We start from the raw sequence: 26,971 nt of genomic DNA on the forward strand, positions 1-26,971 counted from the left end.
AGATAATGATTACTAATGGAAAAATCAAGAATGTTTAAAAATAGCTACCTATGATCATGTAAGCCATTCTATCAATAAGATGTCCGGAATTCATACACAGGCTCATTATTTCTGACTTTTTGACTTTTAAACCTTTTGACTTTATACTTTTGCTCTTTCAAAGCGAGAATTTATCTTAGTCGCTGAGTTAGGACTTCCGCCTCTATAGGCGCGTTACTTCAGGTGGGGTTGAGTCCCCAATTGAAGATTCGATGTTCAGCTTTACTGAACGAGGTCATTTGACAGGCCAAAGAAAACGCAGCCTTCAAGCAATTCTTGCCTGAAAGCTGCGTTTTTTTACACTCATGGTTGTGGGCAGTTACTTGAGTCAACTCTAGTTACTACCTTTGATTTGATTAAACACTTCCGTTATATCCGGTAGTTCAGGAATTGGATAAACTTTGACCCAAAGTACTTTGCCGGCTTCATCAATAAGAACATTTGCCCGCTCTGAGAAACCTTCCTTTTCGCGGAAAAGACCATAGTTAAGTGCAACTTGGCCATGTGGCCAAAAATCAGCCAACAGTTTTACACGGGAAATGCCTAATTCCTTCGCCCAGGCATTTTTGCAGGGATACGAATCAATACTGAGGCCAAGAGGGACAACATTATACTTATCAAATTCATCCAAATTAGCTTCCAACGCTTTCATTTGCTCGGCACAAACCCGTGTCCATGCAAGGGGATGCCAGGATAGTAAAACCTTTTTCTCTTTGAAATCTGATAGACGAATTTCATCCCCACGATTGTCTTTCAAAACAAAATCAGGCGCATACTTCCCAACGGTAATTTGATTCATAGCAATCGCCTCCATTTATGTAGCAAATTATGAACTACTGTATAAGGTTATAAATTATCATCAAAAAAACCTTCTTTTATAGAAAAATATCTCAACTATTTATAAGCTTTTACTGCAATTTGCAATTACTAAAAATATTTATTTGACAAAATACCAAACAATATATATAATACTTATTGTGCATTAAACATTAATCTATAACGTTGGGGCGTCGCCAAGCTGGTAAGGCACGGGACTCTGACTCCCGCATTCCTAGGTTCGAGTCCTAGCGCCCCAGCCATAAGCATAAGCAGAGAACCAAGTTTTTAGGAACGATAGTGACGCGGAAACTTGAGTGAATCGCTTAGTTCTGAGCGATAGCGCGGAACATCCTTAAATTACTATTTATATGACTCACTAGCTCAACTGGCAGAGCAACTGACTCTTAATCAGTAGGTTCGGGGTTCGATTCCCCGGTGTGTCACCAGGAAATTCAAGGCTTTCCGGACTTAGTTCTGGAAAGCTTTTTTATTTTTACAACAACCCTACAACAATGAAAGAGAGAAGACCCGTGAATATCGCCTGATGAAGGTGACATTCACGGGTCTTTTTATTTGGAATTTCCGGTTGTTGTAGTAAGTTGATGCATGCTAATTTTTTTAATTTTAAACTTGCGGGTAGTGGGTGTAGCCGGTGCCAGGCAGGATGGAAGGTTTTCTTCCAGGCGGCCGGCGATATTTTCCTGCCGGCCCGGCATGGCGTGTGTATAAGTGTCCATGGTCAGGGTGATTGAGGAATGGCCGAGACGGTCCTGGACGTCGCGGGGATGTTCTCCCTGGGCGAAGAGGCGGGAGGCGTGATCATGCCTCAGGTCGTGAAAACTGATGTGGGGAATGCCTGCGGCTTTCACTAAGCGGGAAAAACGCCGGGTCACTACACACGGGTCCTGCAGAGTGCCGAAGCGGGTTGGAAATACCAGGTCATTATCTTCCCAGGTTTTTGCTTTAAGACGCATGGCAGCCTGGCGGGCTTTGTGTTTTTTTAGTTCGGTCACTACTGTAGCGGGAATGGGAATCGCGCGACGGCTTTTTTGTGATTTTGGTTCGGATATTTTTGGCCCATCCTTTGTGGTGATAGCCGCTCGGCAAATGAATATGGTTTGGCGTTTAAAATCGATATCACTCCAGCGCAGTCCGACCAGTTCACCGCGGCGAATACCTGTACCCCATTCTAACAGCAGCGCAGGGTACCAAAAAATAAAAGTCGGTTTAGCTGCCGTTGCCAATAAGGCAGTCCATTGTTCATCGGTTAACGGCACAACTTCTTTTTTCTTTTTCTTTGGCAGCGACACAGCCAGGGTTGGGTCGCGGTAAATTAGTTCTTCTTTGAGAGCCTGACGGATGGCAGCGCGTAATACGGCAAAAGAAAACTCCGCTAAGCGCGGTGATCCGCCATTATCCAGGATGTTATTGATCATCGCTTGAATTTGAGTCGCTTGCAGCTTAGATAATTTTGTGGTGCCAACAGCGGGTACCACGTGGTTGGTCACGATAAACTGGTAACCTTCCAGGGTATTTTGTCGGACTCTGGTGCGAGCATATACGTGTAACCATTTTTCTAACCACTGAGCTACTGTAATTTTGTCGGCATCGATATAGGATAATCCCTTATTCGTTTCCAGAAGAGCAGCCTTTTTTTCTTGAACTTCGGTTTTGGTTTTGCCGTATACATATTTCCGGATAAGTTTGCCGGTTTTCTCATCCCGGCCTATGGTGATGGCCGCTGTCCAGAGGCCGTCACTCCGTTTACAGATGGTTCCTTCTCCATTTGCACGTTTTGCCATTTTTCACACACCGCCTATAAAAATTTTATGCGGTAAAAAATGCAAATCCTGTTGCTGCAAATCATGAGTAAATTAGTCGGTATGATGCTACCGCTTGGGGTTTAGCAAGTTACGAATCCACCGGTTAACCAGGGACGACTTTTGATTTGTCGTCGGTTCCTAAGGCCGCTACTACTTTTTCCACAACCGCTCGGTCGCTTGGCGACAGGTCGGCGATTTTTTTTGCCAGGTCGGCGACACCTTCGGGTAAAACCAGCTGTTCGGACTGAATATCGAGGAGATGGTCGCTGGTTACCTTCAATGCTTGGGCCAGCCGTCCCACCATGACGGTGTCAGGCTCGGTACGGCCTTTTTCCCAGGACGCCACGGTTGATTGCTGGACGCCGACGGCGCGTGCCAGAGCCGCTTGGGACAGCTTCATATTGGCGCGGGCGGCTTTAATTTTTTCATTAATCATGCCTTATCACACACTCTATCATCTTTTTTCACACACCATCACTTTATAGTTTCTATCTTCATTCTAAGACTTATTACGTCATTTTGTAAAGATTAAATTACAAAATGTATTGAAAAGTTTTAAAAACTACTATATACTACAAAGTGTAATATGATAACTACATAATGTTATGGGAGGCAAGGGGTATGACTAGTACAAAAATTATGGTGTCGGTAAAAGAGTTTGCTACAATGACAGGAATTGGCCAGAACCGGGTGAGGGAACTCTGCTATTTGTCTGACTTCCCGGCGTCGAAAGAAGGTAACCGGTTTTTGATTCATATCGAGGCGGCCAATGAATGGTTGCGTAAACGCGCTATGGCGAAAGTGGGAGTAGAGATTGCCAGCTTGAAACGTGTAGCGCCGTGATGCGGAGTGGGATTGGCTGGGTTGTGATTCGGCAATTCTTATTGTGGACGCGGAAGTATCCGTGAATTATATTGTCGAGCTCAATGGCTTTTATGCACGGTTACTTACCCAGCCATTATCAAGTGATGCCCAGGCTCTGTGGGGTGTGTTGATGCATTTGTGCAATCGGGCTGGCTGGCCGCCACATTTTACGGTGGCCAGCAGTACGCTTTTAGGATTGTTGGGTTTTAGTTATTCGGCTTTGTCGCGAGCCAGAACAGAACTGGTGGAAGGAGGACTGATTACGCATACGCCCAGACCAGGACGGTTGGCTCCCTATTATACGCTACATTCTTTTTGCGGAAAACCTGTGGATAAACCGGTGGATAAGCCTTGCTTAACATTGGTTTCGAAAACTTGCCAACCATAATGGTTGATAAGCTGGTTGGCAAACAGGGTGTTGTCAACCATATTGGTTGGCAACCTGGTTACATTATATAAACGTAAACTATGTATAAACGTAAACCAATAATAGTAGTAGGGGCTGTGGATGTGTGGATAACTGAGGAGGAGAGGGTTCAAGGTGAACAAAGTCATCCTTGTTGGCCGGGTGGTTCAAAACCCGGAGATAAGGTATACACAAAATGGCAAAGCCGTTTGTTCGTTTGCGGTGGCAGTAAATTATCAGACCAGAGTGAGGGAGGAGACAGACTATATTGATTGTGTAGCGTGGGACACTCTGGCCGAAACCATTAACATTCATTTGGTCAAAGGTCGAAAGGTAGCCGTGGAGGGACGGCTGCATGTCCGGGGCCTGGATGGGGAGGACGGACAAAAGCGAAAAGTCACTGAAGTGGTGGTCCGGGATGTAGAGTTTATGAGTGGAGTGGAAAGAGTTTAGCCGGAGTAGTTAGTTTTTTCGCGAGCCTGTGTAGGCTGTCTTGATACCAGCAGTTGCTGAAAAATATTTTCGATTTGATCGATTAAATGGTTTGCTTTATCCGTATTTCCTGCTTGTTGTGTTTGTTGAAGCTGGCTGAGCAAGCAGTCAAGTTCATTGACTTGTTTATCAGTCAGTCTGGGTGTGATTTGGCCAAATGTAAGGCACCTCCGTTTGCGGTGTATTGGTGGATACTGTGTATTTTGACACAGATCGGCTTACGTGATGAACAGTTTTCAGGGCAGTCTGATTTCTTCAGCGAAATGGCTGTCTTTTACGACAAATGGGTGATGAATCAACTGTGGTCAGAAGCCAGCCCAAGCTGAAGCGTGCCCGGAGGGATGCTACAGTGGGCTTTGTATTGCGAATTAATTAAAAATCTGGTGGGAGGGGAATTCTTTATGAAGGTTGTGATTGACCCTGGTCATTCGGGACCGGTAGAACCTGGCGCGTGCGCCAGGGGCGTGCGGGAGTGTGATGTGGTGCTGGCAATTGCGAAGCTGTTGGCAGAGCAGCTTTATGAACAGGGCTATGAGGCTTTACTTACCCGCAATGGCAATATTGAATCCGATGGCCTTTTATTTCGATCGGAACTGGCTAATGCCAATCAAGCTGATCTTTTTATTAGCATTCATGCAAATAGCGCCACGAATCATGCCGCCCATGGCACGGAAGTATACCATTATCCAGGGAGTGAACAGGGGCAAAGATTAGCCCGGCTGATTCAATCCCAGCTGGTGGCAGAACTGAAAACTGCCGACAGAGGGGTTAAGGAAGCAAATTTTCGGGTGCTGCGGGAAACGGAGTGTCCGGCGGTATTAGTAGAGGTTGCGTTTATTTCCAATGAGAAGAACCGCGAACTGCTAACGAGGTATATATGCCAGCTGGGCGCGGCAATAGCGATTGCCGGGGGGATCAATCGTTATTTTGCTGGCTAAGAATGCTTTACAATATTTCGTTTTGTTGTTATAATGATTACAAAATGAAATATTGCTCCTGGAACGGGCAATTATTGGTGACCCGCGTGGCCAAGGCCGCGCTTGTCATAAATCCGTTCCAGGCGTAGAAGGCACACCTCCCGGGGTGTGCCTTTTGCGTGGGACACACGAAAGGAGGCAGGATGGATGGCTGTAGTAAAAGTACCACAAAACAGCACGATTGCTATTAAGCTGCAAAAGGGTGTGACAACGTCCGGTAATCCGGCATATGTCACCCGGAACTACACCGGCAAATCGACGGCGACCGACCAAGATTTGTTCGATGTGGCTCAGGCATTGATGGGGCTGCAGTCCTATACGGTCGCAGATATTGCCCGGGTGGACAATGCCAATTTGATCAATCAGTAAAGCTAAGGACGCTTAGTCAACAAAAAGCAGAAAGGAGGAATGATCCATGGCTGATACCAATACCAAAACGCTGGAAATGATTTTTGCCACTGGAAGTGGCAAAGAGGTGACTGTGGCGGTCAAGGAGCCGAAAGACGGTTTGACGCTGGCCGAAGTGCAGGCAGTGATGGCCACCATTATTGCAAAAAATGTATTTACCAGTAGCAGCGGCGACCTAGTGACTGCCAAGGAAGCGCAAATTCGGCAACTGGCGATAACCGAGCTGGCATAGTAGACGAGAGGAGGCCCTGCAGATGGAAGAGTTGGCCCGCCTGACGGCGACGTACGGTTTTCCCATGGTGGTGGCCTTTTTCCTGTTGGTTAGGTTGGAAAAACGTCTGACCGAGCTGACTAACGCAATCAATCAGATGTGTAATTGTGTCGAAAGGATGGAGGCCAGACAAAACTATGATTAAGACGGTATATGGTCCGCCACCAGCTGATGCCGAGAGGATTGAGGATGTAGAGCTTGAGCAGGAAGTTGGTGTCTATGAAGAAAACATGGACGAGCGTGTTGATGTCATGGTTCCATCGTCCACAAACCGGCAAACAGAGGATCTGCGATGAATTGGGGATGCATGGCTTGCAACATTGGGTGCTGCGATTGAAGTATTGCCTGACAATATGGATAAGGTATCCGGAACAGCTAAAAGCTGTGCGAAATTGAATATAACTTTGGAAAGATAGCATGCTGATTGGCATGCTGTCTTTTTGTCTATGATCTAATCGTTTCTTACAGGCTTGGTTTCGCAGTTTCTGCGATGGTAATTTGAGTAGTAGCATGCAACGGGGCGTACCTAATTCCTTGTAGATAATGGTGAAATGCCTGGACTGCATATTCCTTACCAGGATCTTTATCTAATGGGGCGCATTCCGTAGTTAGAGAAAAAGGGACACAAGGAACATGAATTATTTCAACCAACAATGAGGCTGTATTGTGAGGTTGGAGGTTAGGGACGAATTCTCTATTAGCTATTCCCTGACAAAGAGAAGAGAAGATGTACTGATACAGTTGAACTGTATATTCTTTTACGACAGGGATGCTATGGGCGGCATTATGACGGATAATTTCGTAATGCCAAAGAGGATTTAGATATGGTTGCTTACGTTTTACCTCGGCAATCAATTCTGCATAGCCAATCAGACGCTCGGTTTCTGTTAACCTGACCTTGGTTTCAATTTCCCGCAGTGACTGGAGGGCAGGTGAAAATTGATTTTTTAGTACAATTTTGTAAAGCGATTCTTTGCCATTAAAGTAGTAGGAAATGGAGGCGACATTGACGTGGGCTGCCTCTGCCAAATGAATTACAGTAACATGTTCAAATCCATGTGTGGCAAATAAGGTCGTGGCGGTATCAATGATTCTATTTACAGTGTTACTTTTCACATCACCAACTCCTAAGTTGGAATGTTTTTCTTGTCACGATTGATAAGGCCTGACGAGAAAAATCCTCCGGTTTTGAAGTCGTAAAATGATCATACTTCATGGCATGGTTACAAATGATTACTTGGGGGTATTTTTTTTATTGGTCCCCAGTTATACTCTTGCCGTTTCGCAAAACCAACTGTTGCGACGATACTGACCATGCACCAATAGGCGATCAATTCAGCCAGCTCTTCCAGTACCTGTGCGTAAGGCTTTAATGCGATAATCGCGGTTTTTTCGAAAATAACTGTTGACGCTATTGCTGCGAGGATGAGCAGGAACGTATCAACAGCCGGAATATTCAGATTTTGCCCCCGAAAGACCTGTTAAAAGTGTGCCAGAGCCCAAATAAGCTGATTAGAGTGACAGCGGCAACAAACGGATAAATAAATTGCCCATACCAGAGCTGATGTATGGAGAGAAAAATGGGGCCGTTTGCCCCGATAGCAACAGGATAGAAAACTCTGCCCCAATGATGATGCTCATGATCAGCGTGAGCGTATAGCCTGCAGTGACAACACCACAAATCATAAAAAGAATGATAAAAATTTTCCCGGCTGTAGTCGCTGGAACGACATCGCCATAGCCGACTGTGGTGATCGTAGTGATTGTCAGATAGATGGCGTCAAGCCATGGCAAGTGTTCAATGGAGACAAATCCGATAATTCCGGCGGTCACCACGCATAAGACATACGCTACAGCCATTTTTAGTTGATTCATCGAAACATCCACTTCACAGTGTTTTTTTCGTTCACGGCTTTATTTTTAAGTAGCCAGTTATTTTGATGGGCGCTCATTTCTTTGAAAACATGAATGAATGCTTCCAGCGGGGTTAGATTGTATGTCCCGGTAGAAAAGGTAGCAGTGTCAGTGACAGCTCCGGTAGCAACATTATATATAGTCTGGTTTACTGTTATGTAATAGGTGTTTTTTTCTTGTTTTACACGAGAGGCGCTTACTTCAGAGAGAATGGCCCACCGGCAGCGGGAGGCGGTGGCCGCTTCCCGCCATGTGGTGGAGGCCGCCTGTGCATCTGCGGTAACATAGTCTGGTAATCTCTGGCGGTAGTCCTCATTTAATGCTTCCTGCATATACCAAAAATCTGCCGTCAAACCAGCAGGAAGGTTATTTTGGAGTGGCACAATGTAGACGCGACCAGAGGCTGCCTGTTTGACGGCAGCTGGGGGCGGCAGTTCGATTTTAGCTTGTACGGCTTGGTGTCGCTTGTCATAATAGTTTTTTAATGCGGAATCTAGATAGCCGGTCAATTTATGGGGATCATCCACAGTGTCAGGCGGGTTCCATTTGATTTTTTGGCCAAACTGCTTATAGCCGCCAACCAGGGTTTGCAGGACGCCGGTTACCGGATCACCGGAATTGACGACCCGTGTTAAGTGGAGAATTGGTTCAAATTTGGCGGCAAAGGCAGCATTGCCTACTGCGGGAGCGCCAAAGGTTATGACTTCAACCTGCTCTGGGCTTACTCCGGTGCTGAGGAGCCTTGCGCCGGCCAGAGTTGCCGCCGCACCGCCTAAACTATGGCCGGTTAGATACAACTTACAGTTTTTATCAGCTAAAAGTACTGCGGGGAAGAAAAGAGGAGCTTGGTGGGCATTCTCCAGGATAGCGGACGGGCCGGCTTGCACAAATTCGTTAAAGCCTCTGTGTACTTTGGGTTCCGTACTTGGCACATCTTTTTTGGCGGCATTGGTTGCGAATTCTTCTAAGTTAGTACCGGCAAAATACACTTTATCGACCTTTAAGTTAGTTCTGATATCACCGTTGCTTTCTGTTCCGACAATCGCTAAAACATATAAGAGAGTACCGTTGCCACAGTCCTTTTTTGCTACAAGAAAACGAGCCCCAGTATGGTCTTGCGGTTGGATATAGTGATCAATTTGCCAGCCGTCCTGTTCCAAGTAACGGTTTGCCGATTGGCCAATCCGGTCACTATAAGCCGCTACGCTGGCGCCGGCGGCAATATATAATTTATAGGCTTCCTCATAGTCTTCTTTTGGGCTGGCGTAAGCAAAAACCGGATTCCACCATAGCATAAGGCTGAGCAGCAACAATACTAGTTTTTTCATCAGAATCCTCCATGGAAGCATAACTTCATTCGATATTGCCGTCAGATGAAGTTATGCTTGAATGAATACGATAGAGCTAATACTTCGTCGCAAGTAAGAATAAAGGTTGGCAATTAGCTTGGATGTGTCAGAATAACCTAAGAATCCAATATAGTTTTACTGCCGAGTGACTTGTTTTTTAAATTTGATTAAGAGACTATTTGACAACCAAAACAGGACAATGAGAGTTGCGGATGACGTAGGTGCTGACACTACCCAGGAGTAATCCTGAAATGGTTCCTAACCCACGGCTACCGATGACGATGATGTCATAGCTGTTTTGTTCGGCAAATTCTGTAATAGCAATACGTGGGTCGCCAAGTTCATTATGTGTATGAACACTGGTGCCTTCTGGAACATGTTTTAAAGCCTCTGCAAGTAGTTGTTTAGCGAAATTTGCGGGATCTGTAGAGATATTTGCCGGAATGGTAGTCCCTTTCACCTGATCATATAAGGGTGTTTGCTGCGATAAAACTGATACATAAAGGATGGTGATTTCGGCATCTAAGGAACGTGCCATTGCCACTGCGTGTGACAATGCCTTAAGTGAGTTTTTTGAACCGTCAATCGGCACCAAAATTTTATTATACAGTTTTTCCATAGATAACAACTCCATTTCAATATATTTACCAAGTAAGGATTATTAAACAGAAGGTTTATTTTCAGTAGTAGTTGTTTCAGAAGCCTGTGTGTTTGTGGTTGGTTGTGCTTTATACAAGGTAGCATACATAACTGGCAGTACGATCAGGGTTAGGACTGTTGCGCCTGCTAAACCGGTTGCGATAGCGATAGCCATTGGTCCCCAAAACACATCGGTAAATAGAGGAACCATCCCGAGAATAGCGGCAGCTGCTGTTAGGCAGATGGGGCGAAAACGAATAATTGTTGCGTTGACAATGGCATCCCAGAGGGATTCGCCGGCTTCAAGCTGCTGAGAAATTTGATCCATCAAAACGACTGTGTTACGCATAATAATCCCGGATAAGGCCAGAATTCCCAGAGTTACAACAAAGCCCATAGGACTGTTGGTAACCAAGAGTCCTATTGACACCCCAATGAGTCCTAACGGCGCTGTTAGCAATGTTAGAATTAACTTCGGGATACTTTGCAGCTGAGTTATCAGTAGGATCATGATGGAAATAAGCATCATCGGGATAGTGGCAGCAATATACTTATTCGCTTTTACACTGTCACTTTTAGTAGCATCATAATCGATGCTATAGCCGAAGGGCAGATTGGCGCGTACATCAGCAAGACTTTCATATACTTGCTGGGCGACATCGTCACCGGTTGCGCCCGGCGTTATTTCCGCCTGTACCCAAACCATGGGTTTTAAATCACGGCGGTAAATCAAACCATGTTCGGTATCAAAGCTAATTTTGGCAATTTGATCAAGGGGAATATATTGACCATTACTGGCTTGGATATTGAGATTTTTTATGCGGGAGGGATCATAGCGATCCTGCGAATCAAAGCGGAAAAGCATGTTAACGGTTTTGTCATATTCCCTAAATTCTGCAAAAGGAGTACCACTTAACTGGGCTTGGAGAGCGTTAGACAACATCTGGGAGGTAATGCCTAAGTTGCGGGCTTTAGCTTGATCAACAGCCAGATGGATAATTTTACTTTTTTCAATCCAGTTTAGGTTGACATTTTTTGCTTGCGGGTTGGCTTCCATGGCAATACGTACTTTTTCGGCTATCTCGAGGACTTTATCCTGGTCATAGCCATTGACGCGCAGCATAACCGGATAATCGGCTGACGGCCCATTGCTTAGAATCTTGGTATGAACATGCACGCTGGGAAATTCTTCATTTATTAATTTACTGAGGGAAACGTTCAATTCGTTACGGGCTTTATAGTCGTTAGCAACAATGATAAATTCAGCAAAGTTGGTTTTGGGAAAAGTTGGATCAAAACTTAAGACAAACCGGGGTGCCCCCTCGCCTACATGGTAGGTATAATAAGAAATCAGGGGATTGCCGTTTAGCTTTGCGGCAACCTGGTTGGCGATTTCGTCAGTAGTGTTTATCGAACCCCCATCCGGTAATTGTAATTGAACAATAAGTTCTGGCCGGGTAGAACTTGCGAAGAATTCCTGCTTGACTAATCCCATTAAGCCCATAGCACCGAAAAAGCTGACGGCAGTAATAGCGAGCACGATTTTGCGATGCGACATGCACCAATTCAAGGTGTGTTTAAATAGATTATAAAACTTGGTATCATAGACATCATGTTCATCTTCGTCTGCTGCTTTTGGTTTAATCTTAATAAATAAGTAAGACATTAACGGGGTAACTGTCCCGGCCACGACCCAAGAGGAAATCAGGGCAATGGCGATGACGTAGAAAAGAGTTATACAATACTCAGAGCCGTTGCCAGCAGCCATACTGACAGGGATAAAGCTGGCAACAGTGACCAGGGCACCGGTTAAGCGCGGATAGCCTGTTGAGGTATAGGAAAAACAGGCAGCATTGAAACGGGTCCAGCCTTGTTCCAATTTAACGATTATGGTTTCAATGGTGATAATGGCATCATCTACTAGCAGACCTAACGCAATAATCAGGGCACCGAGCGAGATTCGTTGCAACTGAATACCGAGCATATCCATAAAGCAGAAGGTTATCAAAATAACCAGGGGAATGCACATGGCGACAATCAGACCGGCGCGGGTGCCCAGACTGGCAAAGCTAACAAATAAAACGATAATGACGGCTTCTATCAGTGATTCTATAAATAAATTAATCGAATCTTTTACTACCTCAGGCTGATTAACGGTTTGGTGGATTTCCAGCCCGGCAGGCAGCTCTTTTTTTAGTTGCTCAATCGTTTTAGCCAGATTTTCGCCTAAGGTAAGAATATTATCACCAGGCTTCATCGCCAGCGAAATGCCAATGGCAGGATCACCGTTATAATAAAATTTAGGGTCACTAGGCTCGGTGTAGGCGCGGGTTACTTTGGCAATGTCACCTAAGCGGAAAGTACGTCCGTTAGCTTGAATAGGAACATTACGGATATCTTCCAGCTGCTCAAACATACCGGTAATGCGTAAATAGATATTGTCGGATACTGTCTCCAACATACCGGCAGCCGTTTTGGCGTTTTGTGCTGCTAGGGTGGAAGTTATTAGCTCAGGACTAATTCCCAACTGCGCCAATTTACTATTTTCTATTTCAATATAAATTTTTTCTGTTTGCACACCTACAAGTTGAACTTTATTAACAGAGGGGACACCCAGCAAAATACGGCGGATACGTTCGGCTTTTTCTCGCATTTCCTCATAGGTATAGCCATCACCGGTAAGGGCATACATTACCCCATATACATCGTCGAACCGATCATTAAACGCGGGTTCAGAAGCACCAGACGGTAAAGTTTGTTTAATATCGTTAACCATTTTCTGGGCTTCTAGCCACTTAAGACGGACCTCTTTTTGTGGGAAAGTATCTTTTAAGTGAACGTAAATAACTGCTATCCCAGGTTTGGAGAAGCTTTTCACATAATCAAGTCCGGGTAAATCTTGTAATTTTTTTTCGATTTTGTCGGTAACTTGTTCTTCTACTTCTCGCGCGGTAGCACCCGGCCAGGAGACAGTGACAATCATTTGTTTGATGGTAAAGTCCGGATCTTCCATACGGCCGAGGTTATTATAGGAGTAGAGGCCGGCGACGAAAAATAGGAGCATGAAAAAGTAGATAAAATGTTTATGATTTAGCGCCCATTCGGTTAGATTGAAATTTTTCACAGGGACTCACCGCCAGCTTGTACCTTTTGTCCTGCCTTGAGTTTATGTACGCCTTTGGTTACAATGCAATCACCCTGCTGTAGGCCTTCAAGGACCTCAATTGATGTTTCATTAATAAAGTTGCCCACTTTTATGGGGCGCAAGGTAAGTATATCGTCTGTTACCACCCAAACGGTTGGCGTATCGCCGGTTTGATAAATGGCAGTCAGTGGAATAGTTGTAGTTTGCGGTACATTGCTGCTGACCACGGTTACACTAGCGGTCATGCCTAATTTCATTTCCGGCGGCGGGTTTAGTAAGCTAATGCGTACTTTAAAAGTACGAGTGGTTGGATCAGCCATAGGGGCAATTTCTCTTACGTTGCCAGCAATCATTTTATTAGCTAATGCCCAAAAAGTGACTTTGATGTCCTTAGCTTGACGCAATTCTTCAATGCGGTTTTCAGGTACACTAATTTCCACTTCGCGGTCGCCGTCCTGTACTACGGTGGCAATGATTTGTCCAGCACTGACGACTTGGCCTATTTCGGCAGAAATGCTGGACACAATACCAGATTTATTGGCCTTTAACAGAGTGTAATCCAGTTGATTAGTACCTTGCTCATATTGAGCAGAGGCTTGCCGCACCCCGGCAACGGCTACATTGTAGGCATTGGCATACTGGTCATATTGGGATTGACTGATAGCGCCGCATTCCAATAATTCGCGGTACCGGTTGAGATTGCTCTCTGCTAACTGTAGCTGCGACTCAGCCGAATACACCTGAGCGGAATTGCTATTAACGGTTTGCACAACATCTTTGGCGTCAATTTGCATCAACGCATCGCCTGCGCTAACGTGACTGCCTAATTGGACATTTCGATTGGTAATTCTTCCATTGACCTGGAAAGCCAATTGACTTTCATAGCGGCCGCGTACTTCACCAGAATAGGTATACTCCTGGGTATTTTTTGTAGTGCCAATTACCGCAGTGCGAACTATCGCAATCTCTTCTGCTGCAGCTGCTGGCTTGTTGTGATCTTTCAGGATAACGCCCGCAATGATACCGAGCCCGATGATTGCTGTGGCTAAACCACAATATAACTTCTTAGGTGGTAGTTTGCTTAACCAATTTAATTGTTGCATTGTTTCACTCCTTAGTCTTATTCTCAATTAATTTTTTAGGGGGACAAGCTTGACAGCTGGTTTTTCATAAGAGCAGATATGAACTAATTGCCCATCGCTAAGCAACTCGATTTTTCCGAGGTTCCTGCCTTCCCAGGCCCAGTCCTGGATGATTTCAGTCACAATTTTATTAATTTCCTCCCAGGATAGTGCCGGGTCAGCCATAACGGGTATGCCTTGAATGATAGTACACATTATACAATCCTCCTTTCGTTTGCGTGGTTAGATAGCTTGCTAGTGAGTGGCCAGGTTTTAGCGTACAGAGTTAAGCCAATTAATTAAACACAATTAATTAAACGCGTTTAATTAATTGGCCTGAAAAAACCGCTCAAGCCAAATTGCTGTTTGGATAGCGGGTAATTTCAGGCAAACACTCAATTATTCAATTACATTTAATAGTCGCTTATTGCGAGATATGGATTGTTCCTTCCTGTACGCCCAACGTCTTTTCGATAAGAGCTTCCGCCATCCTCAGACGTAGAGACAAGAGTTCAGCGGGAAATTTCTTATAGAGGGTGTCAACTAAGAAGTCAATGACAAGCAGGATAAAATCGAGAGAGGTTTGAGGATGAAGCACATTAAAAGCTTGACTGCGGCTTCCTTCTTCAATGATTTTCAGCCCAAAGGGCGTGATTGAGAGCGTGGCTTGGGAGGCTAATTTATCTTTAATATGCGAATTCTGATTTTCGTATATAGTATTGAGCAGTAATGAATCCCTATAACAAACACCATGTATCAGGATACTAATCATAAGTCCCAATTTTTCGGACGGAGTGATATTGGAATAAGCCATGTCTTTAATTTCTGAAACGATAGAAGACAAGTGACGATTGAGCAGTGCTTCTAAGATGTCCTCTTTGGACTTAAAGTAGTAATAAAACATTCCCTGCGTAACATCCATTTCCATAGCAATATCAATAATGGTTGTTCCGCAATAGCCCTTAATCGTAAATAAATGTTCAGCTGTATCTAAAATCTCGGTAATTCGAATCTGGGGATCTTGTGAAGGCCTAGCCATAGTGCACCTCGATTATTTAAACGTGTTTAAATTATAAATCCTACTGAGAAAATTTTCAAGGATTAATTTTCCATTGAATTTTGTTTCAGCGTTTACAATGATATATGGATCATTGCTTCCTGGAGGCCCAACGCCTTTTCGATAAGCGTTTCTGCCATCCTTACGCGATGGGATAAAAGCTCAGCAGACATTTTCTCATACAGAGCATCATACAAGGGTTCAATGATAATTAGGATAAAAGCCAGCGTTGTATTAAGGTGCGATATGTGAAAAGACTGTGTGCGAATGCCTTCTTCAATAACTGTTAGCAGTAGAGGTGTAAATAAGCTTTTAGCTAGGTGGGCCACCCTTTCTTTCATATGTAAATGCTGTTCATTACATAAAGTATAAAAAAGTAATCCGTCTTTACAACGAACGCTCCGCAGTAGGATAAATAGCGTTAATTCTATTTTGCGGAGCGGGGTCATACTATCGGAACAAGTCACAGCTTCGATTTCAGCAATAATGGAAGAGATATGACGATTGACTAATGCTTCCAATATTTTCTCCTTCGATTTAAAATAATAATAAGGCATTCCTTGAGCGACGCTCATTTCCTTAGCAATATCACTAATGGTTGTTCCGCAATAGCCATTAATCGTAAACAAATGTTCAGCTGTATCTAAAATCTCGGTAATTCGAATCTGGGAATCTTGTGGAGGTCTGGCCATAGTGCACCTCGATTATTTAAACATGTTTAAATAATAAATCCGGACAAGAAAACTGTCAAGGATTAATTTGCCATATGTAGATAAATTTGAAGCTCGTTCTGTGTAATAGCAAAGGAAGGCCCGCTCCGCATTCCTGCAGGCTGCTCCGCTCAGTGCCAATACAACGGATACCGCTCTATGGCCGGACGTCCGCTCCTTGCGGCGTTCCGCGTTGCTCCACTCTCCTCATCCGCGCCCGCCCGGCCACCGCTGCGCTTAGAGCCGTATCCTGCCGGGAGGCCATTCGTCAGTTTGGCAGGGGAGCAGGCCCGAAGGCTCCTTATCACTCGCCTACCGGCCTGCCGGGGGTGACTGGGCTATGTCGGCTGGCCCCGCACACTGCGCGGGGCCTCGGCAAGACACTCCGGCAAGTCCGGCCGAAAAACCACCGACCGACCCCACCGGGCGTCCTGCCGATCGCCGGGAACGAAAACAAAGCACGAAACCAAGCGCTCCACCAGGCCACCTGCCGCCACTCGCCTAAGCCAAACGTTAACAGTCGTTCCAGCCCTGCCGTGGCCGCGCCCGTCCCGCCCCGTGGACACCAAAAGCGCGTATCCACTCTCCGTCCTCCCTTCCCCCCAAGCCCCCCATCCCACCTAATTGGCGCTGCCGTTAAGCGGTGGGCCGCAATTAAATTCGGGGGGAAGGGAGGACTCCGGGCGCCCTTACGGGAAGGACTACCCCCCAAACCCCCCGCTAAGGTGCGGCCGAACAAATTGGGGGGTACGCGGCCACGGCAGGGTCTCCACTCAGCTTGGCGGCAATCAGACGGCGGCGGCAGCAGACGGCCTGGCTCCGCTTTAAAGGACCCACCCCCTTAATCCCCCTCCCGACGAATAAACGGGAGGGGGAAGTCGGCGCTACCATATTGGCTGCCAATGAAACGGCTTACCATGAGCAGCCACCAAAACCGTGTGGCCGCGCATCGTAAGCCTGCCGGGTTGCTATTCGTTATCGGGTAGGGAGCGCACGGGCCACGGCGGCCAAACCCGCTCCGCCGCGGCCCGTGCGGACGGGCCTGCCGGCAGCAAGGGAGCCGCGAACTGCGCGGTTGGAAGATAATAAAAATGCTGTCTTCAATTAAGAAGGCAGCATAACTTTTTTCCGGTCCGCTACGCGGTAGTGTTTGATTGAAATGTAAAAGTGGCAGGACATAGTATTACAAACCGAGAAAGTATCCATTACTTACTAAAAAAGTAAGTAATATGGAGATAAAACTATTTTTAGTGTTATCTTTTGCTACAAGATGGGATAGTGTATAAGTCAACGGAAAAGAGGCAATTAGGGGGAGAGTATAATGCAAATTACAAAACTCAAGGTGTTTAACTTCCGGTCCTTTGGGCCGGTTGAAACAGTTATTACGCTTAAGGATATGTCTGTCTTTATTGGTAGTAATAGTACAGGAAAAACAACAGCTATGCAGGCGTTAATAAAACTTTTCGGCGTTTATTCCAAGGACCGTGAACTAGCACGTGCGGATTTTCATGTTCCGCCGGGCCTAAATCCGGAAGAAATTAATGATTCTAGTCTCTATATTGAAGCCGTCATAGAATTTGAGGAATTACAAGCTACTGGTAATGCAGAAGCGGGATGTATACCGGAACTATTCCATCAAATGGTTGTAAATGGGCAAGGGGAAAAACCGTATGTCAGAGTTAGGTTATCGGCAACATGGCAACGGGGAAGTACGCCTGACGGCGATATTGATACGAGACTTGAGTTTATTACTGTTGCTGAAAGTGAAGTCATTACTGAACAGTCTATGATACCAGTAAAGTCACATCAGCGCTCCTTAATTCAAGCCTTTTACGTTCCTGCTATGCGTGATCCTCGGACCCAGTTAAAAAACGATGCCGGTACAATTTTATACCGGTTTTTTAAAGCAGTAAAATGGACTCCGGGGCTTACTGACAACTTAAAAGCAAAAGGCGAAGAAGTTAATTCACTTTTTATTAATGAACCTGGGGTCCAAACCGTTGAAACATTTATAAAAAATCAGTGGAAAGACTTTCACGATGATATCAAGTATTCTGATACAGGGCTTGGATTTTCGGCAACGGAGTTGGATAAAGTCTTAAAGCGGGTAGAAGTTTATTTTAGGCCTACACCTGAGGAAAGAAGTTATACGGTGGAGCAACTCGGGGATGGGCTTCGCTCACTGTTTTATATTGCACTGGTATCAGCCATGCTGAAACTGGAAGCTGATTATGCAACGATGACAGCGGAAGCAGGGATTGAAATTGATTGTTCGTCTATACCTGCTTTAACGATTATGGCTCTTGAGGAGCCTGAAAACCATCTGTCGCCTCATCTTCTCGGACGGGTGATTAGTCTGCTGCAAAATGTTTCAAATCAGCCTAATGCCCAAGTGATTATCTCGTCACATACTCCGGCAGTTTTACAAAGAGTGGAGCCTGAGAACATCCTCTATTTTAGAATGCTGACCCCAGAATTGCGAACATGTATTAAGTCTATTGAATTACCACCTTCTACTTCTGAGGCATTTAAGTATATTAAAGAAGCAGTTAAAGCCTATCCGGAGTTGTATTTTGCTAAACTCGTAATTTTAGGGGAAGGGGACAGCGAAGAATTAATTTTGGCAAAAACTCTCCAGGCTATGAATGTTCCTATTGATCGTAGCTTTATTTCGATAGTACCTCTGGGAGGGCGGCATGTAAACCATTTCTGGCGTCTTTTAAGTCAGCTTGATATCCCGTATTACACAATTCTCGACTTGGATAGGGAAAGAGACGGTGGCGGATGGGGGCGGATTAAGTATGTAATTAAACAGCTTATTGCTATTGGTATTCCTAAGGCTGAGCTTTTTAATATTGAGTTATCAGACGGAAGACGAATAGAAATTTCTGAAGAACAACTGGAACAAATGCATACATGGTCAATGCGGCCAGAGGATATAGATGTTATGGATAAATGGATCATTTGGCTGCGGAAGTATGGGGTGGCTTTTTCAGCGCCATTAGATATTGATTTTATGATGTTGAAGGCATTTCCAGAGATTTATCAGCGAGCAACAGAAGGTACTGGTCTAAGGATACCAGAGCGGGCAGATGCAGGTGCATTTCAACAGCGAGTAACTGCAGCGACTGCAGTTACTCTAAAGGATGCAGGCGGTAATGGTAGCACTTACAGTGCGTCAGATAGGGAATTATTTATTTGGTACAGCTATCTATTTCTTGGCCGGGGGAAACCAGTGACACATTTGCTTGCTTTGAAGGAACTGGACAGTCAAACTTTATTAGGCAACTTGCCGGAGCCAATTATGTCATTAATGAACGCAGTTGTGACTAAGCTTAGGAGGCATTAGAACAAGATGGTGATGCCGATTAGTCCGGAAAAGTGGGTGCCCTCTTCTGAAATTATACTTGAACCTACTGCTGACATCGCCGTCCGTAGCAATTTTAATGCGGTGGTAGTCGCGGGGCCCGGGGCGGGAAAGACTGAGTTACTTGCCCAACGAGCATGCTTCTTACTTCAAACGGGAAGTTGCCAATCACCCAAGCGAATCCTTGCCATAAGTTTTAAAAAAGACGCCTCAACCAATCTGGCAGAACGCGTTGAAAAGCGGTGTGGCAAGGTTCTGGCTCAGCGTTTTGACTCTTATACCTTTGATGCTTTTGCAAAGTCACTCTTAGACAAGTTCATGAATGCATTGCCTGCAGAATATAAGCCTTCAAGAAATTATGAAATTATTTTTCCCGGGCCTGATCAGGTACAGGAACTAATCCATGAATTAACTTTACCAACAGAATGGTTTGGACATACCATTTATGAGATAAATGCCCGTAGAATATTGTCCAATTTTTGCGGTAGGAGGTTACCACTAAACCATAATAATACGTTAGAGGAATGGGCAGTAAGCGAGATCTGGAAAAAATGGCTCCATAGTCCAAACACATCACAATTGACTTTTCAGATGATCAGCCGCTTAGCAGAATATCTACTTTGTCAAAATCCCTTGCTTGTTAAAGCACTGCAAACAACATATAGTCATGTATTTCTTGATGAATTTCAGGATACTACTTATCTCCAATATGACCTATTAAAAAGTGCATTGCATAATTCCCGGGCTATTTTTACTGCGGTTGGTGATACCAAACAAAGAATTATGGGTTGGGCAGGTGCTGTACCCAATATATTTACAATCTATTGTACGGACTTTCAAGCCCAAAGGCTTGATTTAGCACAAAATCATAGGTCGGCCCCGATGTTAGTAAATATACAAGCAGCTCTTTCCGTACAGCTTGACCCTGCAGCAGTTCAGGCAGTACCTGCAGAAAACTGGGAAGGGAATGAAGGTTTATGTGAAATTCATCTATTTGATAGCTATACGCAAGAAGCAGAAATGATAGCTAAGCAAATTAATGAATGGATAGGTCGTGACAAACTTGACCCAAGAAAAATAGTAATTTTGGCTAAACAGCAGGTAGATATTTATGCACGAGAATTAATTATCCAATTAGGCCTTATTGGCCAAAAAGCGCGTGTAGAATCTGAAATGCAGGACTTATTAACAGAGCCATTAATTCAGGTAATTTTGCGGTTTTTAAGGCTGGCAACCAATGACCGAGTACCTGAGGACTGGCAGGCAACTGTTGATCTATTAATAGACCTACGTGGCTGCCATAATGAGGATAGGCCGGAAAAAAGTATTCAAATTGAACGCCAATTAGCGGAATTTATTCAAAAATTAAAAGGTGAGCTGAATACTATCACTATCACTAACTGCTCCCCTGAGATCATACGGTACACCTTAAGTCAAATAGTTTACTTTATTGACGAGAGTTCATTTAAAAATCAATTCCCGCAATATAAAAGAGCTAGCTGGTTCACAAGTCTTCTGGATGCAGCATCTAGAATTCTCGCAACTGATTATAAAATTTCGGGGAACTGGTCGAATTCATTAGATAATTTTGTTGGGAAAAATACCATTCCAATTATGACAATCCATAAAAGCAAAGGACTTGAATATGACGTAGTCATATTCATTGGCCTGGAGGATGGCGCTTTCTGGAATTTCCGTAATCAACCTCATGAAGATACATGTGCATTCTTTGTTGCTTTATCAAGAGCGAAACGGAGAATATATTTTACGTTTTGTGATCTTAGAAGGACACAACGAGGGAATAGTCGTCAGGGGCGTCAAAACATAGGAACACTATATGAAATATTAACAGATGCTGGGGTTGGCGTAATCGATCATAGTGAATGTAATTAAATTGCTGTATTATATTGGATAAAAGCTGCCTGTTTGAGGTTACTGGAATACTTATGTAATAACATCTAATCGAAAAAAATAGGTTGGCGAGGTTAGATCCGTATCATTTGTGCGATACGGATCTATTTTTTATTGGAAATTTATTTCTGAACCGGTGAAGATCAGGTTCAGAAATTGATTAGACGGCCTACCATGAGCAGCCCCACCAAAACCGTGTGGCCGCACATCGTAAGCCTATCGGGTTGCTATAGTTATCAGTTAGGGGGCATGCACCGGCCACGGCGGCCAAACCCGCGCCGCCGCGTCCCGTGCAACGAGCCTGCGGCAGCAAGGGAGCCGCGAACTGCGCGGCAAATACGCCACCTCGCCGCCGGTCTGGCTATTGTATCACACCGGTCAAGGCGATGCCTGCTCCACTGCGCTGCGCCCCTGCGGGTGACACAGTGTGCCGCGCCAATGTCTTATATATAATAAGAAAGCTTTCTGCCCGCGCTCTGTTTGAAGGTGACGGCGGCGGGGAGCCGCTGACTAACAAGCAGGAGGCGGTAACCATGCTGACACTCGAGCAGCTGCAGAAGAGGCTACGGAGGAGCAGGGAGTTGTGTGGTCGGCTTGTGACCAGACCAGACGGCTCCGAATGGATACGGGTTCAGCTAACGCGGGATGTATTGAGATACTATCAGGCGCGGGTAACCTGCTACGGTTTCATCCCGGATTAGGGCTTCGACCCTTTTTTTGCGGCGATAAAGAAGCTGGGATAGGGAATGGTTCGCTCTGAGTTCATCACTGTGTGGCAATATCGCCCCGCCGCCGGTCAAATTATTGTATCACACCGGTCAAGGCGGTGCCTGCTCCGCTCTGCTGCGCCCCTGCGGGTGACACGGTGTGCCGCGCCAATGTCTTATATATAATAAGAAAACTTTGTGCCCGCGCTCTTGTTGAGGGTGACGGCGGCGGGGAGCCGCTGACGATAACGGGAGGTGCGGGATATGTGGGACAGCTTGGTTCGGTGGTGGCGGGTAGAAATCGCACTGTGGGTATGTTACTGGAACGCGCTGGACCGGGATGACCGGCCGAGTATCCGGTATTGTGCCGACCATAGCTTGCTGATATCGGCCTTTTGGCTAGTGGCGCTACTGGGTGGCTTGATGGCCTTTGGGGCAATCATCCAGTTTTTGCAGGGAGGCTGCCGGTGATTCCGGGGGCTTTTTTTTAGTAAGAAGTTGGACTTATTTCATCTTTCGATACAGACGGCGGTGGCTTTGGGAACGCCTGACCGAATACCTGTAGTAATCTCGAATGACATGTTTGCGCCTGCGCATATGGGGGTCAAACTAAGTGATTATGTAAAAGATTTTGCGTTATGTAACAAAACTATCATTGATTCTGCTGTAGAGCTTCAAGCGGATGGACTCCAGATAATCTGCCTTGACCCCAACATTCTTAGTACGCTCTGGTTTACCAAAATAAAAATTTACCAGAGAATTCTTTGAAGTATTAGGTGATCATATGTGTATCAACGGTGATGTTCCTCCTGCTCTATTGGCAATCGGCACGCCGGAAGAGGTATATAAGTATTCACGTAAACTAATTAATGAGATTGGACCAAGTGGTTTTATTTTAGGCCAGGGCTGCGATATTCCTTATAACGCCAAAATAGAAAATGTTAAAGCTATGATTTCCGCAGCTCTTGATAGTTAGGGATATTTTTTAAACTTTCACCTTCCCGAGGAAATAACAAATGATCTGTATTTCGGCAACAGGAACAGCAAGCCCAGACCCATGGCAGACATAGAAAAAGCCCACGGAAGCAGTTTTTCAATCTGTATAGCATCCTGTTTTTGGATCTGCCTAAACATAAATTTGAAATGCCTGCGCTCCAGACGTTTTAGGTGTAGCCAAAACCCATTGTCTTCCCATGTTAGAATCTTAATTCGGTTGCGCTGCTTGTTACAAAACACAAACAGCGCTTTTCTATTGCTAATTTACAGATAGCAGCATATCCGGCAGGAAAACCAAAGCTGCATTCTGTCGTTTTCACTTAATTGATGGACATCCATTTCTATGATTTCTGCAATTTTCTCCAGCCTGTATGTGAGTGTGTTGCGGTGCATAAAAAGCTCTTTTCCTGTTTGCGCGATATTGCATCCATTGAATAAATAGATTCGCAGGCATTGGACGAAGTCGGTGCCATAAGTGTTATCATGCTCGCGAAGGCGCAGGATATTGGGATGGCACATGCTTTTCAGACTGGTCGAATTGTTCAGCAATCTGACCATATGTGGAAAATAGTAATCGCCGAAATTCCAAAGGATGTTCTCCGGTTTGATCTTTTCTCCTTCATAGAGTGCTGCTTTGCTTTGAATATAATAATATTTCAGATCACTGAAACGGTCGAAAATGTGGCTGCATCCACAATGAAGTCCAAGCTTGGGCAGCAGGTCGGTCAGACCTTTTTGATACTCTTTATTCGCTTCGCTTTTTGATTGCCTTGTTATGACGATGATGGAATTTTCATAAGAAAAGAGGATCACATCTTCCTGAAGCTTTTTGATGCGGAAGATGCAAAAAGCCGCCTGACTGTCGCTAAGCTCCTTTCCATCAGGGTTAGCAATAGTGTAAACGCAGAAATTGTCGCAGATACTCCAGCCACGCTCAGTCAGGTGATAACTGATAATTTTGTCGTCTACCGGAAAGCCTTTGATCAGCTTTTCCAGATAATAAGTAACAATCTCCGTCGAACCTTTAAATTCAATGCTGGAAGCTATAGCCAGTTCCAACACGTCACGTATATGCTGGTTCAAGGATACTTGTCCTTGGGTAAGGGGAGCATTGATATCGGTAGTAGCGAGAAAGGCGAAAAGCTTACCATCAAGATACAAATTAGAAATGAGGTGGGAATATTTATAGGGCGCGCCATGGACAAAATAGGGTTTACAATTATAGGGAAGGAAAAAGTACAGGTTATCAGTGGAAAGTGAAAATGTTTCACTGGGGGTATATTCTTGTTCCATCACCACTTCCCATACGCTCCCTTTATAGTCCTCCGATAACGGGCCGCCTTTAAGGATTCTTTTCAAGGTGATGTCTAAAAGAGCAAAAGGATTGTCGAGAATGGAGGCTGCTTGGTCAGAAATGGCTTGCAGTGATTCATGGGCAGCAATACTCCGCATCAAGCCGTAGTCCCATTGTTCGTATTTTTCAAAAATATCCTGAATCTTATTGAAAATGGTAGCCTTATTGCAATCTTCTGGCAGCGAAATCACCGAAAGATTTGAAAACTTTGCGTTTTGCGAATCGATGGAGCCAATGGAAATGAGGTCGATGCCATGTAATAATTGTGCATGCTCCTCAACAACCGAAGCTTCCAATAGATAAATGCAATCCTGCTGCAGATTGCCGTCTGGAAACTCAGGAAGACGTATTTGACGCAGTATAAGATCAATATCTCTGAACGTGGCAATCTGTGGGGAAAAGTCTTTTAATTCATCAAAAAGGATGTGTATATTCAATTTCATGCTATATCTCCCGACAAAAAAAGGTTCGTTATTATCGCCGAAAAATTACATCTATATCGTGATTATATCACCGATTACACTGGACAGCAATTGTGATATAGTGAAGCTGTAAAATGAATTTTTAGTCAATTGCTACAAACAAATATGGGCATTATATCGTTTTAAGAAAGGAGTATCCGAAATGTCAACTGCAAAATATCCCATGCTGTTCAGTCCTATCCGCATTAAAAACACAGTGTTCCGAAACCGGATTATGGCCACTCCCACCGGTTTAGCCTGGGCGGATGCGTTTACCGGAGAACCCAATGACAACACTCTGTTTCATTACGAGGATAAGGCCAGGGGCGGGGCCGCTTCCGTCACTCTTTCCGAAACCGCCATTAGTCGTACCAACGGCGCCCCCCGGGGCGTTGGGCATTATATCATTGGCGCACCGGACACCCCAGGTCACCCAGGTCAACAGCTTACCAAGATTGCCGAGGCTCTCTGGCGACATGGGTCGGTTCCCTCTATCCAGCTCGGTCATGCGGGAGATATGACCTGGCCCTTATTCATTGGCGGGCAGGATCCATGGGGACCTAATGAATGGACTCGGCCCGACGGGGTGCATATCCGGGCCATGGACGAGGATGCGATGCACATGATCGCTGAGGATTTTGCTGCAGCGGCGGCAGCAGCCAAGGCCTACGGATTTGGTATGGTGATGATTCACGGGGCTCACGGCTGGCTGCTGGGTCAGTTCCAGTCCGGCGCCACCAACTGGCGGAAAGACAAATACGGCGGCAGTGTGGAAAACCGCGCACGCTTTCCCCTGATGGTCTGTAAGGCCATACGGGATAAGGTGGGACCTGACTTTGTGGTGGAATACCGTATGAGCGCGGACGAACACCTGAAAGGCGGCATTGTGCTTGAAGAGGCAGTGGAGTTTGCCACCATGATTCAGGACTATGTGGATATCATCCACGTATCGGGAGGTTCTTACAGCGCTACTCGGGAGTACATGATCGCCGGCACTTATCAGCCGAAAGACATCCATACCCGTCATGCCGCAGCGATAAAAAAGAAGGTCAAGGTTGCCGTCGCTACCGTTGGTGCCCACATGGATCCCGTTATCATGGAGCAAATCCTGCAGGAGGGTAAGGCTGACTTTATCGGTGTTGGCCGCGGCTTCCTCGCGGACCCTGAGTGGATACACAAAGTTGAGGACGACCGCCGTGATGACTCGCGCCCCTGTATCCGGTGCAACAATTGTCTAGGCCGCAAGTACGTCGGCTTGAACAATTGCGATGTCAACCCAACCGCTGGTGCAGAGATGTGGACTTTACGCACACCCGGAGTTCAAACCAAGCGCAAAGTGCTGGTGATCGGCGGGGGGCCCGGCGGTATGCAGGCGGCTATTACCGCGGCGGAGCGCGGACACCAGGTTATACTGGCGGAGAAAACCGACGAACTGGGCGGTATGCTTAATTTCTCATTCAAAGATGACCACAAATCTGACTTGGCGGGTTACACCGACTACCTCAAGAGGCAGGTGGCTAAGCACGCTATTGATGTCCGCCTAAATACCGAGGTCACTCCCGTGTACATTGAGAAGGAACATCCTTATGCGGTTATCTGCGCCGTAGGGGCTGAGCCTATCGTGCCCGGGTTCAAGGGGATGGACTGCCTTCCCTGTGTCCAGGCAGTAGACGCGTACAATGATCCCTCCCTCATAAAAGGGAACGAGGTTGTGGTAATCGGCGGCGGTCTGGTGGGCTGCGAGGTGGGCCTCTTCTTGGCCGCACAAGGCAAGAATGTGACGGTGGTGGAAATGCAGGAGGATTACGCGTCCGATGCTAATGTTTTCCATCTGAGTTCCATGCAGGAAGCCCTCCGTGAATTCGGTGATCAATATAACATTCTCACATCTGCTCGTTGCGAGGAGATCACATCTCAGGGTGTTAGGATTATACGTCAAGGTAAGGAAGAACTGTTGACCGCCACCTGTGTAGTCACCGCAATTGGGATGAGACCCAAGCAGGATTTGGTTATAGAACTGCAAAAGCCTTTATGCGTTAAGCGTTTTATCGCCATCGGCGACTGCCAGAAGCCTTCCCGGGTAAAAGACGCTGTGCATGGCGGCTACTATGCGGCCATGGATATTATTTAAACGGCTCTGT

27 protein-coding genes, 2 tRNA genes and 1 pseudogene are annotated in these 26,971 nt (G+C 45.6%); 16 read left to right on the forward strand and 14 right to left on the reverse strand.

From position 1 onward, the window contains the following. Positions 1-373: 373 nt before the first annotated feature. A complete protein-coding gene (locus ACZ449_RS26925; RefSeq protein WP_464259081.1) occupies positions 374-838 on the reverse strand; it encodes a redoxin domain-containing protein in 465 nt (154 codons plus the stop codon). A 204-nt stretch (positions 839-1,042) separates the two neighbouring features. Between ACZ449_RS26925 and ACZ449_RS26930 the strand changes: the two genes are divergently transcribed. Continuing rightward, positions 1,043-1,118 (forward strand) — tRNA-Gln (locus ACZ449_RS26930). Between the two features lie 110 nt (positions 1,119-1,228). After that, a tRNA-Lys gene (locus ACZ449_RS26935) sits at positions 1,229-1,304 on the forward strand. 123 nt (positions 1,305-1,427) lie between these two features. Here the strand turns inward: ACZ449_RS26935 and ACZ449_RS26940 are convergent. Continuing rightward, complete coding sequence (locus ACZ449_RS26940; RefSeq protein ID WP_464259082.1) at positions 1,428-2,660, reverse strand: tyrosine-type recombinase/integrase; 1,233 nt, start codon at positions 2,658-2,660, stop codon at positions 1,428-1,430. A gap of 124 nt (positions 2,661-2,784) precedes the next feature. Beyond that, the gene (locus ACZ449_RS26945; protein WP_464259083.1) at positions 2,785-3,117 is read right to left on the reverse strand and encodes a helix-turn-helix transcriptional regulator; all 333 of its coding nucleotides are present in this window, start codon (positions 3,115-3,117) and stop codon (positions 2,785-2,787) included. 185 nt (positions 3,118-3,302) lie between these two features. On the opposite strand from ACZ449_RS26945, the gene ACZ449_RS26950 reads away from it, so the two are divergent. The 9 genes from ACZ449_RS26950 to ACZ449_RS26990 all read left to right on the forward strand — a co-directional run bounded on the left by ACZ449_RS26950 (position 3,303) and on the right by ACZ449_RS26990 (position 6,395). Next, the gene (locus ACZ449_RS26950; protein ID WP_464259084.1) at positions 3,303-3,524 is read left to right on the forward strand and encodes a hypothetical protein; all 222 of its coding nucleotides are present in this window, start codon (positions 3,303-3,305) and stop codon (positions 3,522-3,524) included. A 61-nt stretch (positions 3,525-3,585) separates the two neighbouring features. After that, positions 3,586-3,933 (forward strand): hypothetical protein, encoded by a 348-nt coding sequence (locus tag ACZ449_RS26955; RefSeq protein ID WP_464259085.1) that lies wholly within the window; start codon positions 3,586-3,588, stop codon positions 3,931-3,933. 153 nt (positions 3,934-4,086) lie between these two features. After that, complete coding sequence (locus ACZ449_RS26960; RefSeq protein ID WP_464259086.1) at positions 4,087-4,404, forward strand: single-stranded DNA-binding protein; 318 nt, start codon at positions 4,087-4,089, stop codon at positions 4,402-4,404. Between the two features lie 122 nt (positions 4,405-4,526). Continuing rightward, a complete protein-coding gene (locus ACZ449_RS26965; RefSeq protein WP_464259087.1) occupies positions 4,527-4,769 on the forward strand; it encodes a hypothetical protein in 243 nt (80 codons plus the stop codon). A gap of 75 nt (positions 4,770-4,844) precedes the next feature. After that, positions 4,845-5,381 carry an N-acetylmuramoyl-L-alanine amidase family protein gene (locus ACZ449_RS26970; RefSeq protein WP_464259088.1) on the forward strand — a complete coding sequence of 179 codons (537 nt, stop codon included), beginning with the start codon at positions 4,845-4,847 and terminating at the stop codon, positions 5,379-5,381. A 186-nt stretch (positions 5,382-5,567) separates the two neighbouring features. Beyond that, positions 5,568-5,789, forward strand: a complete 222-nt coding sequence (locus tag ACZ449_RS26975; protein ID WP_464259089.1) for a DUF1659 domain-containing protein — start codon at positions 5,568-5,570, stop codon at positions 5,787-5,789. Positions 5,790-5,835: 46 nt separating this feature from the next. Beyond that, positions 5,836-6,060, forward strand: coding sequence for a DUF2922 domain-containing protein (locus ACZ449_RS26980; protein WP_464259090.1), 225 nt, complete (start codon positions 5,836-5,838; stop codon positions 6,058-6,060). 22 nt (positions 6,061-6,082) lie between these two features. Next, positions 6,083-6,244 (forward strand): YvrJ family protein, encoded by a 162-nt coding sequence (locus ACZ449_RS26985; protein WP_464259091.1) that lies wholly within the window; start codon positions 6,083-6,085, stop codon positions 6,242-6,244. Then, the gene (locus ACZ449_RS26990; protein WP_464259092.1) at positions 6,237-6,395 is read left to right on the forward strand and encodes a hypothetical protein; all 159 of its coding nucleotides are present in this window, start codon (positions 6,237-6,239) and stop codon (positions 6,393-6,395) included. The genes ACZ449_RS26985 and ACZ449_RS26990 overlap by 8 nt, the downstream gene beginning before the upstream one ends. Before the next feature lie 166 nt (positions 6,396-6,561). Here the strand turns inward: ACZ449_RS26990 and ACZ449_RS26995 are convergent, their stop codons facing one another. From ACZ449_RS26995 to ACZ449_RS27035, 9 genes are all read right to left on the reverse strand, one after another. Beyond that, on the reverse strand, positions 6,562-7,215 hold the full coding sequence (locus ACZ449_RS26995) for a TetR/AcrR family transcriptional regulator (protein WP_464259093.1): 654 nt from the start codon (positions 7,213-7,215) through the stop codon (positions 6,562-6,564). A 396-nt stretch (positions 7,216-7,611) separates the two neighbouring features. Continuing rightward, positions 7,612-7,974 carry an ion channel gene (locus ACZ449_RS27000; protein ID WP_464259094.1) on the reverse strand — a complete coding sequence of 121 codons (363 nt, stop codon included), beginning with the start codon at positions 7,972-7,974 and terminating at the stop codon, positions 7,612-7,614. After that, the gene (locus ACZ449_RS27005) at positions 7,971-9,341 is read right to left on the reverse strand and encodes a lipase family protein (RefSeq protein ID WP_464259095.1); all 1,371 of its coding nucleotides are present in this window, start codon (positions 9,339-9,341) and stop codon (positions 7,971-7,973) included. Before ACZ449_RS27005 ends, ACZ449_RS27000 begins: the two co-directional genes overlap by 4 nt. Positions 9,342-9,537: 196 nt before the next feature. Beyond that, a complete protein-coding gene (locus ACZ449_RS27010; protein WP_464259096.1) occupies positions 9,538-9,981 on the reverse strand; it encodes a universal stress protein in 444 nt (147 codons plus the stop codon). Positions 9,982-10,023: 42 nt separating this feature from the next. Beyond that, on the reverse strand, positions 10,024-13,125 hold the full coding sequence (locus tag ACZ449_RS27015; protein ID WP_464259097.1) for an efflux RND transporter permease subunit: 3,102 nt from the start codon (positions 13,123-13,125) through the stop codon (positions 10,024-10,026). Further along, entirely contained in the window at positions 13,122-14,249 is a 1,128-nt protein-coding gene (locus tag ACZ449_RS27020; protein WP_464259098.1) for an efflux RND transporter periplasmic adaptor subunit, read from the reverse strand. Before ACZ449_RS27020 ends, ACZ449_RS27015 begins: the two co-directional genes overlap by 4 nt. Positions 14,250-14,276: 27 nt before the next feature. Next, positions 14,277-14,483 (reverse strand): hypothetical protein, encoded by a 207-nt coding sequence (locus ACZ449_RS27025; protein WP_464259099.1) that lies wholly within the window; start codon positions 14,481-14,483, stop codon positions 14,277-14,279. Positions 14,484-14,691: 208 nt separating this feature from the next. After that, positions 14,692-15,306, reverse strand: coding sequence for a TetR/AcrR family transcriptional regulator (locus ACZ449_RS27030; RefSeq protein WP_464259100.1), 615 nt, complete (start codon positions 15,304-15,306; stop codon positions 14,692-14,694). A 92-nt stretch (positions 15,307-15,398) separates the two neighbouring features. Further along, positions 15,399-16,016 carry a TetR/AcrR family transcriptional regulator gene (locus tag ACZ449_RS27035; RefSeq protein WP_464259101.1) on the reverse strand — a complete coding sequence of 206 codons (618 nt, stop codon included), beginning with the start codon at positions 16,014-16,016 and terminating at the stop codon, positions 15,399-15,401. 1,339 nt (positions 16,017-17,355) lie between these two features. Here ACZ449_RS27035 and ACZ449_RS27040 point away from each other — a divergent pair. The 4 genes and pseudogenes from ACZ449_RS27040 to ACZ449_RS27055 all read left to right on the forward strand — a co-directional run. Further along, positions 17,356-19,383, forward strand: coding sequence for an ATP-dependent nuclease (locus ACZ449_RS27040; protein ID WP_464259102.1), 2,028 nt, complete (start codon positions 17,356-17,358; stop codon positions 19,381-19,383). A gap of 6 nt (positions 19,384-19,389) precedes the next feature. Further along, positions 19,390-21,294, forward strand: a complete 1,905-nt coding sequence (locus ACZ449_RS27045; protein WP_464259103.1) for a UvrD-helicase domain-containing protein — start codon at positions 19,390-19,392, stop codon at positions 21,292-21,294. A gap of 989 nt (positions 21,295-22,283) precedes the next feature. Further along, entirely contained in the window at positions 22,284-22,490 is a 207-nt protein-coding gene (locus ACZ449_RS27050) for a hypothetical protein (RefSeq protein ID WP_464259104.1), read from the forward strand. A 310-nt stretch (positions 22,491-22,800) separates the two neighbouring features. Then, positions 22,801-22,995, forward strand: a pseudogene (locus ACZ449_RS27055) (uroporphyrinogen decarboxylase family protein); the annotation flags it as partial. A 17-nt stretch (positions 22,996-23,012) separates the two neighbouring features. Here the strand turns inward: ACZ449_RS27055 and tnpB are convergent. Then, positions 23,013-23,279 (reverse strand): IS66 family insertion sequence element accessory protein TnpB, encoded by a 267-nt coding sequence (gene tnpB, locus ACZ449_RS27060; protein WP_464261950.1) that lies wholly within the window; start codon positions 23,277-23,279, stop codon positions 23,013-23,015. After that, on the reverse strand, positions 23,280-24,812 hold the full coding sequence (locus ACZ449_RS27065; RefSeq protein WP_464259105.1) for a PucR family transcriptional regulator: 1,533 nt from the start codon (positions 24,810-24,812) through the stop codon (positions 23,280-23,282). It abuts the gene before it with no gap. A gap of 181 nt (positions 24,813-24,993) precedes the next feature. Here ACZ449_RS27065 and ACZ449_RS27070 point away from each other — a divergent pair, with 181 nt between their 5' ends. Further along, positions 24,994-26,961: an FAD-dependent oxidoreductase gene (locus ACZ449_RS27070; RefSeq protein WP_464259106.1), complete on the forward strand. Its 1,968-nt coding sequence runs from the start codon at positions 24,994-24,996 to the stop codon at positions 26,959-26,961. The last annotated feature ends 10 nt before the right edge of the window (positions 26,962-26,971 follow it).

It is taken from the genome of Desulfosporomusa polytropa, assembly GCF_055380075.1.

Coding starts and splice junctions, on each gene's coding strand:
- ACZ449_RS26925 (WP_464259081.1), bottom strand. CDS start 838: ATGAATCAAATTACCGTTGGGAAGTATGCGCCTGATTTTGTTTTGAAA.
- ACZ449_RS26940 (WP_464259082.1), bottom strand. CDS start 2,660: ATGGCAAAACGTGCAAATGGAGAAGGAACCATCTGTAAACGGAGTGAC.
- ACZ449_RS26945 (WP_464259083.1), bottom strand. CDS start 3,117: ATGATTAATGAAAAAATTAAAGCCGCCCGCGCCAATATGAAGCTGTCC.
- ACZ449_RS26950 (WP_464259084.1), top strand. CDS start 3,303: ATGACTAGTACAAAAATTATGGTGTCGGTAAAAGAGTTTGCTACAATG.
- ACZ449_RS26970 (WP_464259088.1), top strand. CDS start 4,845: ATGAAGGTTGTGATTGACCCTGGTCATTCGGGACCGGTAGAACCTGGC.
- ACZ449_RS26975 (WP_464259089.1), top strand. CDS start 5,568: ATGGCTGTAGTAAAAGTACCACAAAACAGCACGATTGCTATTAAGCTG.
- ACZ449_RS26980 (WP_464259090.1), top strand. CDS start 5,836: ATGGCTGATACCAATACCAAAACGCTGGAAATGATTTTTGCCACTGGA.
- ACZ449_RS26985 (WP_464259091.1), top strand. CDS start 6,083: ATGGAAGAGTTGGCCCGCCTGACGGCGACGTACGGTTTTCCCATGGTG.
- ACZ449_RS26990 (WP_464259092.1), top strand. CDS start 6,237: ATGATTAAGACGGTATATGGTCCGCCACCAGCTGATGCCGAGAGGATT.
- ACZ449_RS27000 (WP_464259094.1), bottom strand. CDS start 7,974: ATGAATCAACTAAAAATGGCTGTAGCGTATGTCTTATGCGTGGTGACC.
- ACZ449_RS27005 (WP_464259095.1), bottom strand. CDS start 9,341: ATGAAAAAACTAGTATTGTTGCTGCTCAGCCTTATGCTATGGTGGAAT.
- ACZ449_RS27010 (WP_464259096.1), bottom strand. CDS start 9,981: ATGGAAAAACTGTATAATAAAATTTTGGTGCCGATTGACGGTTCAAAA.
- ACZ449_RS27020 (WP_464259098.1), bottom strand. CDS start 14,249: ATGCAACAATTAAATTGGTTAAGCAAACTACCACCTAAGAAGTTATAT.
- ACZ449_RS27025 (WP_464259099.1), bottom strand. CDS start 14,483: ATGTGTACTATCATTCAAGGCATACCCGTTATGGCTGACCCGGCACTA.
- ACZ449_RS27030 (WP_464259100.1), bottom strand. CDS start 15,306: ATGGCTAGGCCTTCACAAGATCCCCAGATTCGAATTACCGAGATTTTA.
- ACZ449_RS27035 (WP_464259101.1), bottom strand. CDS start 16,016: ATGGCCAGACCTCCACAAGATTCCCAGATTCGAATTACCGAGATTTTA.
- ACZ449_RS27040 (WP_464259102.1), top strand. CDS start 17,356: ATGCAAATTACAAAACTCAAGGTGTTTAACTTCCGGTCCTTTGGGCCG.
- ACZ449_RS27045 (WP_464259103.1), top strand. CDS start 19,390: ATGGTGATGCCGATTAGTCCGGAAAAGTGGGTGCCCTCTTCTGAAATT.
- ACZ449_RS27050 (WP_464259104.1), top strand. CDS start 22,284: ATGTGGGACAGCTTGGTTCGGTGGTGGCGGGTAGAAATCGCACTGTGG.
- ACZ449_RS27065 (WP_464259105.1), bottom strand. CDS start 24,812: ATGAAATTGAATATACACATCCTTTTTGATGAATTAAAAGACTTTTCC.
- ACZ449_RS27070 (WP_464259106.1), top strand. CDS start 24,994: ATGTCAACTGCAAAATATCCCATGCTGTTCAGTCCTATCCGCATTAAA.